Here is an 11773-nt window from a genome sequence, read left to right on the forward strand (position 1 = left end):
GGCTGGATTTTCAGGTGACGTAGGGTGCATCGTACCGTGCCGATTGCCATCGCCGGGAACGTTATGACCAGCACAACCTCGCCATCCTCCGAGAAAATCCAGCCGCAGCTCCGATCCGTTCGGCTAAGCGATGCGGAGGCGCTTTGCGCCATCTTCAACATGCCGGGCTTCCGCTGGGGCACGCTCAGGATGCCTTTCGAGATGGTGGAGCAGGTGGAGCGGCGCATCGCCAAGTCCGGCCAGGAAACCACCTGGATCGTTGCGGAGGTGGAGGGCAGGGTCGTCGGCCATGGCAGCCTGGTCGTGCAGGGCTCGCCGCGCCGTTCGCATATCGGCGAGATCAATATGGGTCTTGACGATGCCTTTGTCGGCAAAGGCATCGGCTCTGCCATACTTGGCGCGCTGCTCGACGTGGCCGACAACTGGCGCGCTCTGAAGCGGGTCGAATTGACCGTCTATGCCGACAATGAACCGGCCATGCGCCTCTACAAAAGCCATGGCTTCGAGGTCGAAGGTCGGCATGTGAAGGCCGGTTTTACCGAGGGCCAGTACCACGACCTCCTCAGCATGGCCCGGCTGCGATTCTGAAATCCGCTGTTCGGTCATAACTGTTTAGCCGATCTACAAATCAAGCCGAGTTGGCGAACTGGTGGTTGCCGATGGAGAACTCTGTAGGATAATTTCATCTCACACCGTTCTGATCGAGTTGACGATCCATGTGTGGGCCGGCATTCAGGAAGTCTGGTCTCCCTTGGCGTTTGCACCGCGAGCCGCCAGACGGGACAGATGACCGCCGTGGCTGACCCAATCCCCACGCCTCCAGTGGAAATTCTGGCTGTGCTGTCGCTGCTCTGCCCGGAGGTCGTGCGTGACATCGAGCAGAACTGGAACGCACCGGTTTCCGATTATGCCCGCCATCTGTGGCGGCCGGTGGCAAGGCCTGCATCGGACCCGGCGATCGCTGCCCGCTCGATCCTGCGCGACGTGCTGCATCGGCGTCTTGGTGCGATCATGCAGCCTGAAGAGGTCGGCAAGGCCCTCGAAGCGTTCGAGCACAGACCGGTCATTCAGTCCGGCCTGCACTGTCTGCTTCTGATGGACCGGATCACCTTCGACGCCCTGCTGCTTGCCTGGCTCGGCGCGGTCGAAAGCGGGCTCTCGGCCTTCTTCTGCTTCATGGGAACGACGATGACCATGGAGACAATCGGCCGGGAGGGGCCCGGATGGCTCGATGTTGGCGACGACAAGGTCAACCTGTTTGGCATGGGACGCCACAAGCTTTGCCGCAAAAGCGCCTGCGCGGCCGGTCCCGTCTTCCTCAACAAACGCGCGCTCGAAGCGGTGGGTGATGAAACGGATGCCAGCCGCTGGCTGGGCACACTGCTTGCCAGCCGGGACAAGATGTTTGCAACCGCGGCCGATGCGGTGACAGCCCTCAACGAGGATCTGGTCGCCAATTGGGACTGTTCCAGCATGGCCAAGCCGGTTTTCATCGATGATCGGCTGGCCGCGGCCGCCATGGCTCGGCATCTGGAATATGACGGCAGCCTTCTTTCCAAGCTGCTCTTTGAGCCCGCGAGGCGCAAGCGTCTCGAACGTGCCCTGCAAGAGACCGCAGCGAGACCATTTGGCAGATTCCTGCCCAATGCCACAGCCTATTTCTGGGGCATCCGCGACGAGCGCGTGCGCAAGCTCGTCCTCGAGAACGGCCACCTGATCGAGCCCGACAGGCGGCATGGTCTTTCCATCCCGTTCGAGCGAACGCATCTCAAGCAGGCGCTACTGGAAGGCGTGCTGCTGCCGAACTTGTTCCTCACGTTCCTCGTGCTCGCCATATTGCCGCGCGTGCGGGTTGTGGGCGGCCTGAGACAGATTGGCTATGTGGCGCTTTTCCACTCGATCCTGCTGGCCGCGCTCGACGAGAACGCGCCGGAAGAGCGCGATCTGGCTCAGGAGCTGCAGGTTCGGGAAAATGCCTGGGGCGTGCGGGTCATCGATGAAAAGATCTCGGTCCGCGAGCAGCTTGCCGGCCTGCCGCAAGGGGCGCTCTTCGCGGATCTGCTCCGGCAGTATCGCTTGCAAACATTTGCCGAGACGACCGACGACCTGAAACTGGTTCGGGAAGACGCCCGATGGCGCAAGATCGGCCAGGCAGAGATCAAGGCGACCTGAGCTTCGCATCAGGTTTTATTCGCGGAGAGTCCATTCGCGAATGAACGCAGTTCAAGGCCTGACCTGACATGGCCTCACCTGTCATTGCACGATACCGGCCTTGCGGAGCCCGTCCACGATGAGTTCGAAATCGGCAGGGTTCTTGTAGGGCAAGACCTTGCGTCGGTAGTCCAGCGAATAGTCGGGATTGACGCGAAGCACCTCCTGCCATGCCTCGCGGGCCTCGGCGAAACGGCCCAGATGGCCGTAGCTGGCGGCCAGAAGCGCGCGCGAGACATCGGTGACAGCGTTGCGAGCCAGCCGCTGCAGCAAGAGGTCAACGGCCTCTTCGTACCTTCCGAGTTGAAACGATGCCAAAGCCTGGAAATGCAGAAGCACATCCGGAAAGTATGGATTCAAGGTCTTGCCCCGGGCGTAACTCTCGAGCGCCTCTACGGATCTGCCCGAATAGTGCAGCGCCTCGCCGAGGATCACGTGCCCTTCGGCGAAGTTCGGATTGAGAGCTATCGCGTGCTCGGCCTCGTTGATGGCTTCATCGTGCCGTCGTGTATACAGCTTCACGATAGCCAGTGCCCAGTGCGCCCAGGGATCGCTGTCATCCAGCGTTACCGCTCGCGTTGCAGCCTCTTCCGCTTGCGCCATCGATTCCGGCGGCGACGCACTCCACCTGTTCAGGTAATCGAGCCCGTGCGTGAGGGCGAGGAAGGCGTGGGCAGAGGCAAACTTCGGGTCCAGTTCGATCGCACGTTGCAAGAGGTCGCGGGCTGCGACGTTCGTCTCCTTCGTCAGCCGGTGCCACAGCTCCCGGCCCCGCATGAAATAGTCATACGCCTGCGTGTTGCGCGCATACTCGGGCGCCAGCCGCTGACGGTCGCCTTCGGTGAGATTGAGCGCCAACGCTCCGACGATCTGCTGCGTCACATCGTCCTGCACGGCGAATATATCGGTCAGGTCCCGATCGAACCGCTCCGCCCAAAGGTGACCGCCCGAGGTTGCATCGATGAGCTGCGCGGTGATGCGCACCCTGTTCCCCGACTTGCGTACGCTGCCCTCAAGTACATGCCGCACGCCGAGCTTCGAGCCCACCTCCTGCACATGGACGTTCTGCCCCTTGAAGGTGAACGACGAATTGCGTGCGATGACGAAGAGCTGCGACAGTTTGGACAGCGCCGTGATGATGTCCTCAGAAATGCCATCGGCGAAGTAATCCTGTTCGGCGTCACCGCTCATGTTGGCGAACGGCAGGACGGCGATCGACAGTTTCGGCGGCGCTGCCGTCGCGGGCCGGCTTGCCGCGGTTTCCGGGGTCGCGGCCGGCTTGGTCCCGGCGCTGCCGACTTGCAGCGAATAGACCCGGATCGGCTCGGCGATGTTCTTGAGCTGTGTGCTGCCGAGATCGCTGACCGAGAGGTCGAGCCGCGCCTTGACCTGGCGATAGGCATCTTCGGACAGGCAGATGGCGCCGGGCGCCGCGACGCCCTCCAAACGCGAGGCGATGTTGACGCCGTCGCCCATCAGGTCGCCGTCGCTCTCTTCGACCACATCGCCCAGATGGATGCCGATCCTGAACTCGATGCGGCGGTCCTGCGGCACGCCGGCATTGCGCTCGACCATGCCGTTCTGAACCTCTACGGCGCAGCGCACGGCATCCACCACGCTGCGGAACTCGACCAGCGCTCCATCCCCGGTGCGCTTGATTACCCGCCCGTTGTGGACTGCGATGATCGGATCGATCAGGTCGCTGCGCAGTGCCCGCAACCTCGCCAAAGTACGATCTTCGTCCGCGCTCGCGAGCCGGCTGTATCCAACCACATCTGCAGCCAGGATTGCGGCCAGCTTCCGGTTTTCGCTCATGGGCACGTGTCCTCGGCTCCATAATAGCAGGAAGGCGGAGGCTAAGAGGGAATTTTCGTGGACGACGGCTACGCAGACGCGCGAGTCGGCAGCGCTCTGCCACCGGGCCTGGACCGATCGCTCGATGCCCCATTTGCGCTGCCGCTTGCTGGCCGACGACTATCGGTTCATTCTTGTTTGAATACCCCGGCCGTGAAGTGCGTGGCGAGATCACGCCGTCATGGCTCCAGTGAGGTCTTGCTCGATGGACTGCTCGGGCTGCGGTTTCGAGGTTGAGGGCGGTTTCGCCTTCTGTCCGAAGTGTGGCAGGCGCCAGCCCGTGCCATGCGCCAGTTGCGGCTACCTGTGCGCACCTGATTTCGAGTTCTGTCCGAAATGTGGGGCAGGCGTCGGTGCGACGGCAAAAGCCGTCGAACGGCCTGCTCCGACACCGAGCCGGACCATTGTGCCGCCTTATCGAACTCCGTCGCTGCTCGCGATCATCGAAAGCGAAGATGATGGGTTCCATCCCGTCTCTGAAGCCGATCGCAGGACGGTGACGGTCCTGTTCGCCGACCTTTGCGGCTTCACGACACTCAGCGAGCAGCTCGACCCCGAGGTGATGCAAGCGCTGCAGAACCAACTGTTCAGGGAATTGACGGCAGCCGTGCGAAACTTTGGCGGTTTCGTCGACAAATTCATCGGCGATGCATTGCTTGCCTTGTTCGGTGCGCCGGTCGCGCATGAAGACGATCCGGAACGTGCGCTTCGCGCCGCTCTCGACATGATGGCCCGGACGACGCGGCTCGGCGAAAGCGCTCCCCACTCCGGCTCGCCTCTGTTGCTCCACATCGGCATAAACACTGGTCCGGTCGTCACCGGCGGATTGGGCATCGGCACCGCCAAATCCTATTCGGTGACCGGCGATACAGTGAATACGGCGCAACGCTTGCAATCGCTGGCCGCACCGGGTGAGGTTCTGGTGGGCGAACTCACTCACAGGCTGACCCGGCATGCCTTCTCTTTCGAGCCGCTGGGCGATGTTGTGCTTCGCGGCAAGGCAGGCAGTGTGCTCGTCCATCGACTGGACGCACCGCTAGCGTTGCCGCGTGCAGCGCGTGGGCTCGAGGCGCTCGGCCTCAGCGCGCCGATCATAGGTCGTGGTGCGGAGCTCCATAGAATGCTGGCCAGCCTTGACCAGGCGTGCGGCGGTTCGGCCCAACTTGTTCGCCTCGTTGGAGAAGCCGGTATCGGGAAATCGAGGCTGGTGAAGGAGTTCGTCGCCCGCGTCGGCGACGAGGATCGTTTTCGCAACGTCGCCGTGCGGCAGGCCACATGCTCCCCGCTGGGCGAACAATCTTTTGGCGCCTTGGGCGCAGTGGTGCGCAGCGCTGCCGGGATGATGCAAAGCGATACTGGGGATGAAATGCGGGCGAAGCTCGGAGGCTTGCTGACCGACCTCGGCCTGCAGGGCGAGGAGGCGAAGCGGCTGATGCCTTTGCTCTACCATGTGCTTGGCCTTGGCGACCCCGATGCCACCTTGCAGCATGTCGAGCCCGAGCAGCTGCGGCGGCAAATCCTCTACGCAGTCCGCACGATCATCGAAAGGCGGCTTGCCTTGTCGCCGCTGTTGATTGTCGTCGAAGATCTGCACTGGGCCGACGCCGTGTCGCTCGAGGCGCTGCGTTTCGTGATGGATAGGTTGGAACGCACACGGTTGATGTTGCTGGTCACGCATCGTCCGGCGCCGGACAACGACCAGCTCGACTCAAGTCGGGTCAGTCACACAGCGCTCAGGCTTTCGCCGCTCAACACTGATGACGGACGCGGGCTGCTGGCGGCGCTGTTCGGTGAGAGCTGGGTAAAGTCCGCAGGCAGGCTTGTCGACCAGATCCTCGAGCGCGCCGGCGGCAACCCGCTTTTTATAGAGGAGATCGTTCGCGGCCTGATCGATCGCGGTGTGCTGATGCGCGAGGGCCAGCGATGGCGGACTGCGGCAGGCGAAGTCGCAACCGGCATTCCCGCCACTATCCAGGCAATGCTGCTTGCCCGGGTCGACCGGCTGCCCCAGGAGGTGCGCCGGTTGGCCCAGGAAGCCGCGGTGATCGGCCCGCGCTTCGATGCCACACTTTTGAAAGCCGTGACAGCCGAACCCGGCCGCTTGGAAGCCGGCTGCGAACTGCTTTGCGATGCCGAAATCATCGAGGAGGTCGCCGGATCAGGCTCGATCTCGTCGCCAAGCTACCGCTTTACGCAAACGTTGCTGCAGGACGTGATCTACCAGAATCTGCTGTTGCAACGCCGGACCGATATCCACGGGCGGGTCGGTGCCGCCTTGGAGCAGCTGTGTGGCGACAAGCCGGAACGGCTCGAGGATTTGACCGTGCTCGGTCATCATTTCGCGCAGAGCGCGGAGCGGGAGAAAGGCGCGCATTACTTGCAGGCGGCGGGCGATCGCGCTCGCATGATATACGCCAACGACGACGCCCTTCGTTTCTACGAGCGAGCGCTGACTGCGTTGGGCGCGATCGGGCAAACGCCGCTCAAATTGGCAATCGCGGAGCGCATTGCCGATTTGAGCGGCCCGGTAGGCCGCCGCGAGGTCGCGCACCAGCACTACGAAACGGTGCTGCAGGCATATCGGGAATCAGGCAATCGTGTCGCGTCGGCACGAGTTTTGCGCAAGATCGGTCGGCTGCTCTGGGACGTCGGCAAGCGGGACAACGCAGAATCCCGCTATGCGGAAGCCGCAGCGCTGCTCGAAGGAGCGGATGCCCCGATCGAGCAGGCGCAGCTGTGGCAAGAACGTGGCCGACAGGCGTTCCGTAGCGGAGATCACGCTCGCGCAGCAAAATGGGCAGACGCGGCGCTGGATGGCGTACGCACTCTGACAACGGAGCATGTCTCCGAGGAAGGGCGTGACGCCACTCTTGTGACCGCCGAGGCGCTCAACACCAAGGCTGTCGCGCTGGCTCGCCTTGGGCGAAACCTTGAAGCGGTGCGCCAGATCGAGCGTAGCATTGAATTGGCCGAAGCCGCCGGTCTGCTGGGCACGGCCTGCCGCGGCTACACCAATCTCGGCGTGCTTTACACGACCATCGATCCGGCACAGGCGATAAAGGTCTGTCGGCGCGGTCTTGAAGTGGCGCGCCATATTGGTGATTTGGGCTTTCAGGCGCGCCTCCTCGCGAACCTGGCGGTTGCTTGTTGTACTTTCACGGATCGTTGCCCAACGGAGGGCGTGCCTGCTGCCGAGAAGGCCATCGAGATCGACCGGGCACTCGACCAGCGCGAGCACCTGCCGGTGCCGTTGATCGTGCTTGCGCAGATCCACCAGTGCAACGGTCGTCCGGAACTGGCGGTTGGCTTGTTCCACGAAGCACTGGACGTAGCGCGCGAAACGAGTGAACCCCAACTGCTGTTTCCGTGCTATGATGGTCTGGCAACGCTTAATCTCGACCTCGACAATCTGGCCGAGGCCGAACGCTACTTTTCCCTGGCGCAGGGTATATGCGCCCAGCACGGGCTAGACCCGGAAGCGCTTGTGGTGCTGCCTTTTCTCGACTAGCCGGGTGGGAGGTTGAACAATGTCCGCGCGTATTGACTTGGTACCGCTTCAGCCAGGCGATCGTGCGCCGAACGTGGTGCTCGACGCCATAACCCAGGAAGGCAAGATCGCGCTTGACGACTTCCGCGGACAAAAACCGGTGCTGGTTGGCCTGTTTCGAGGTCTGCATTGTGCGTTTTGCCGACGCCATATCGCCGCCCAGGCGCGGCTTGATCCGGAACTGCGCGAAAAGGGGGTGGAAAGCCTGACGGTGGTCAACACGCCGATCGAACGGGCGCGTCTCTATTTCCGCTACCACCCGATGCCGAATCTGCTTGCGGCTTCCGACCCTGAACGCGCTTCGCATCGTGCTTTTGGACTGCCCAATCTTGAATTCACCCAGGACGACACGAACTGGCCGTACAAGGTCTCGATGGCAGCGGCAAAGGATATGCGGGTCGACATACCAGGCGAGTTGCCCGCTCCCATGGATCCTTTTGCGGCCAGCGAATTCCTCGACAAGAAGGACCATTACGAAGTGACCGAGGCCGACCAGCAGATGATGGCAACGGGACACGGACAACTGATCGGTCAATTCCTGCTGGACCGGCAGGGGGTGGTCCGCTGGAGCTTCACGGAGGTTCCAGAGGGTGGGCGATACATGTTTGGGGCGCCAAACCCGCAGGAGCTGATGTCAGCCGTATCCCAGGTCGTTCAATAGACTTGCGAACAAGGTAGTCGGGCGGGACACCGATAAAAAAGCAGAACCCGGTTTGTTGACCGGTCATCCGAGCACGGCCTCGACACGCGCAACAAAGTCTTCGAGCGAGCGATCCCCGCGAACCTCGATGCGCGGAAGGTCGATGGGATCGCAATCGAGATCCGCCGGCCCGTGTTTGCCGCCGAAGCCGATCCGATAGCCGCACTCCCTGGCCAGCCGGCCAAGCCGTCGGTCGGTGACAGAGAAGGGTGCCGCGAACGCCGTGGTTGGCCGACCGGTCCACCGTTCGACGAACATGCGAGAGCGCAGGAGCTCGGCGGCCAAATCAGAACTCGACAGACCATCGATCGCGCGATGCGTCGCCAGATGGCTTCCGAAGAACGCACCTTCGCCGGCAAGACGTCGCACCGTCCCAGCGTCCATAAGCTGCGTCGGCGGACCGCTGTCGATGTCCCACCGTGCACTTTCCCCTACCAAGTCCGTTACCAGGAACACTTCCGCGGTCAGGTCGTTCGCGCGCAAGATCGGCCAAGCATGGTCGGCAAAATTCTGGAAGCCGTCATCGAAGGTGATGAGCACCGGGCGGCCAACGAAAGGTTCACGGTTGGCGATGGACCATCCCAGTTGCTCGGACGTGATGGCGTGAAAGCCATTGGCGCGCAGCCATGCCATCTGGCGGTCGAATGCGGCGGGCGTGAGCCGAAAACGGGCGAGCGCGGCTGGACCATCATCGGCGATGCCGTGGTACATGAGGACAGGGACATGCTGCCGCCGCTCGCTGCGCGCGACGTCGCGGCGCAAGGCCCGTGCCCCGCCCCAGACGATATTTCGCGCGACTCCAACACCGATGGGCGCGTGGATTGGCACATGATCAATCACCGGGTCCGTCGCCACGCCGTCCGGTGACAGGCGGCGGAAGCGGTCTATGCGATAGAGCTCGGTCTGGATCGACCGCTCGAGGACGAGGCCTTCGGTCGCCGCCAGCGTCTCCGAGATCGCTTGTGCGCCGAATGTGTTCCAGTCGAAGCCCGTCCTCTCAACATTGTCTCGGAGCACGAATGCGTGTGCGCTGACGACACTGCCGCCAGGCGTCAACGCCTCAACAAATTTCTTGGCGATGCGCCGCAACTCAGCGAGATCGTCCAGGTAGTAGAGCACTTCCGAACAGACGATCAGATCCATCTTGCCCGGAAGCGTTTCCGCGGAGAAATCCAGTACGCCGAAGTCGACATTCGGCTGACCGCTGCATCGCGCGCGCGCCCGCTCGACGGCTACGCTGGAGATGTCAGTTGCGGTCAAATGGCCGACTCGCGGCGCCAGCTGCCGCGTGAAGTGGCCCTCCGCGCAGGCCAGCTCAAGCGCCCGTCCGATGAGACCGGCAGGCAGAATTTCGAGCTGCCGCTCATACTTTTCCTGCTCATAGGGCGAACGATAGTTCCAGGGATCCTCGGTCGCGAAACGGCGATTCCAGAACGACGTGCGATCAGTACCGTTGTCATCCGCGGCCGGTTTACGGCGCGGTGCCGCAAATGGCTCTGCAGGTTCGGCGCTCGACCGAACCAGTTCCTGCGCTTTCGCGGCCAATCGCGCCAGCTTGCCGAAGTGGCTATCCGGATCGGACGGAGGCTCCGCCATGGACAACGATGCCTCGGCTTCAGACATGTTTGACTTGTCGGCGACGCCGCTCTGCGAGGCCAACTCAATCCAATGGTTCCTTGTCACTTTCCCGAGCGCGCCGAACTGCACGCGAGCCTCGATCCGGCCGTCCATCATCAGATACGCATAAATTCGATCGATTCCTTCCGGCAGGTCGGTGGAGGCCGGATTTCCAACGTCGACGCGAATTCCGAGTGTCCGCGTCAGTCTGCGCGGCGCGGCGAGATCGTCGGAGTCGAGAAGCATTTGCTCAAGGTGATACTGGACGCGGCGACCCGCTGCGGGATCGTCCCAGACCCTGCCGAGTTCGACGATCAACTCGGTGAGGGGGCCACCGAACCTGTCCCACCTGGCAGCCAATTGCGCTGGCACCGACATGCTTCCTACCATAAGGCCATCGAAGACCACCCTGGCGATCTCACGCGCCCATTTGCGTGCTGCCGGGACCGCGCGCAGGGACTGCGCGTCGATTGAGCAGGCGCCGCGGCCGCAATCCGACGCGGCGTTCCACAGCGCGAACCACGCGAGTGCTTCGGCAGCGGAGCAGCCGTTCGCGTCGATCGCTCCATTCTCGTGAACCGATGCCGGGTGTTCGACCCTGGGATCAGGAGAAAAGCCGCGGACGATCACGATTGCCGCATCTGCCAGCATCTGCGTCGAATTCCAGGAGAGCGAGTTGGGGCTGACCCGATGGAAAGCGAGAGGCTCGTCGACCATCACCCAACGTTTGCCCAGACGTGCGAGACGCTGCCACAGGTCCCAGTCCTCGCAGGTGCGCAGCGACACATCGAAACCGCCCAACTCGACAATTGTCTTCCGATCGACCAGCAGCGCGTGAGTGCGAATGGCGCGCCGGCGCGCGAAAGTTTCGAAGGGCTCGATCGCAACCTCTGTTGAGATGCTCGACGGGGTCAGTTCGCCGTCGGGCATCACGCGCCGAGAACCGCAAAAGGCGGCCACCGCATCGGGAGCGGTTTTCAGGGCGGTCAGCATTTTTGCAAGGAAGCTGGCATCCACCCAATCGTCCGCATCCAGAAACATGAGCCATTGGCCGCGCGCGACCGAAATCCCGCTGTTGCGCGCGCCGGCGGCGCTATATGCGCAAGAGCTCAACGTGCGAAATCGGGCATCGCGCTCAACATAACCGGCGATGATCGCGGGGGTGCGATCCGTGGAGGAGTCATCGACGATGATCGCCTCCCAATCCGCTATATCCTGATCGAGAAGGCAATCGAGTGCGCGCGCCAGCGTTGCCTCGGCGTTGTGCGCAGGAACCACGATTGAAACCAGAGGATTATGCGCCACGCCGTCTTACCCGCGCCTGCTTCGAACGTAGAACAAAAGTCCCAAACCATAGCCCGCGATTTCCTGCAGGCAAACAAGACTTGAAAACAGGCTTGAATGGAGAGCGCTCATGCCCGACGGTTTAGAATTAGGCCCGTGCGCCGGGGCGGTGTTTTCGCGTCACATCCGAGGCACTCGCGCTTACCGAAGGGGCTGTCGGGTGTGACTGGATTAGCGTAAGCTACTGTTCACAGGGGGTGCAAAACATGCACCGTGTCATCGCCCTAGCGATCCTAGTTCTGGCGGCCGTGTTCAGTTCCGCGAGGGCTGAAGTGCTGATCGGGGTCTCGTCTGCGATGACAGGGCGGCTTGCCTGGATCGGCGAGCAGGGGCAACGCGGCGCGGAGAGGGCGGTGGCCGACCTCAACGCGGCGGGTGGCGTGCTCGGCCAGAAGGTGAGGCTGATCTCGGTCGACGATTTCTGCGATCCCGAGCAGGCGGTCGCGGCCGCCCAGAAGCTGGTGGCCGACGGGGTGGTGCTCGTCGTCGGGCATTATTGC

7 protein-coding genes are annotated in these 11773 nt (G+C 62.7%); 5 read left to right on the top strand and 2 right to left on the bottom strand.

Annotated features, from left to right (window positions below):
- The first annotated feature begins 63 nt into the window (after window positions 1-63).
- Complete coding sequence (locus tag EOA75_RS05700; protein ID WP_127323812.1) at window positions 64-588, top strand: GNAT family N-acetyltransferase; 525 nt, start codon at window positions 64-66, stop codon at window positions 586-588.
- A gap of 198 nt (window positions 589-786) precedes the next feature.
- The gene (locus EOA75_RS05705; RefSeq protein WP_127323813.1) at window positions 787-2172 is read left to right on the top strand and encodes a hypothetical protein; all 1386 of its coding nucleotides are present in this window, start codon (window positions 787-789) and stop codon (window positions 2170-2172) included.
- Between the two features lie 81 nt (window positions 2173-2253).
- Here EOA75_RS05705 and EOA75_RS05710 read toward each other — a convergent pair whose 3' ends face one another.
- Complete coding sequence (locus EOA75_RS05710; RefSeq protein WP_127323814.1) at window positions 2254-4026, bottom strand: adenylate/guanylate cyclase domain-containing protein; 1773 nt, start codon at window positions 4024-4026, stop codon at window positions 2254-2256.
- Window positions 4027-4270: 244 nt separating this feature from the next.
- Here EOA75_RS05710 and EOA75_RS05715 point away from each other — a divergent pair, with 244 nt between their 5' ends.
- On the top strand, window positions 4271-7573 hold the full coding sequence (locus EOA75_RS05715; protein ID WP_127323815.1) for an adenylate/guanylate cyclase domain-containing protein: 3303 nt from the start codon (window positions 4271-4273) through the stop codon (window positions 7571-7573).
- Window positions 7574-7592: 19 nt separating this feature from the next.
- Complete coding sequence (locus EOA75_RS05720) at window positions 7593-8273, top strand: redoxin domain-containing protein (RefSeq protein WP_066994127.1); 681 nt, start codon at window positions 7593-7595, stop codon at window positions 8271-8273.
- A gap of 63 nt (window positions 8274-8336) precedes the next feature.
- On the opposite strand, the gene EOA75_RS05725 is transcribed toward EOA75_RS05720, so the two are convergent.
- The gene (locus EOA75_RS05725) at window positions 8337-11234 is read right to left on the bottom strand and encodes a trifunctional glycosyltransferase/class I SAM-dependent methyltransferase/polysaccharide deacetylase (RefSeq protein ID WP_127323816.1); all 2898 of its coding nucleotides are present in this window, start codon (window positions 11232-11234) and stop codon (window positions 8337-8339) included.
- Window positions 11235-11479: 245 nt separating this feature from the next.
- On the opposite strand from EOA75_RS05725, the gene EOA75_RS05730 reads away from it, so the two are divergent.
- On the top strand, window positions 11480-11773 hold a 294-nt coding region (locus tag EOA75_RS05730; RefSeq protein ID WP_164747290.1), incomplete at its 3' end, for an ABC transporter substrate-binding protein.

Source organism: Mesorhizobium sp. M1A.F.Ca.IN.022.07.1.1, from assembly GCF_003997575.1.
Taxonomy (GTDB): domain Bacteria; phylum Pseudomonadota; class Alphaproteobacteria; order Rhizobiales; family Rhizobiaceae; genus Mesorhizobium.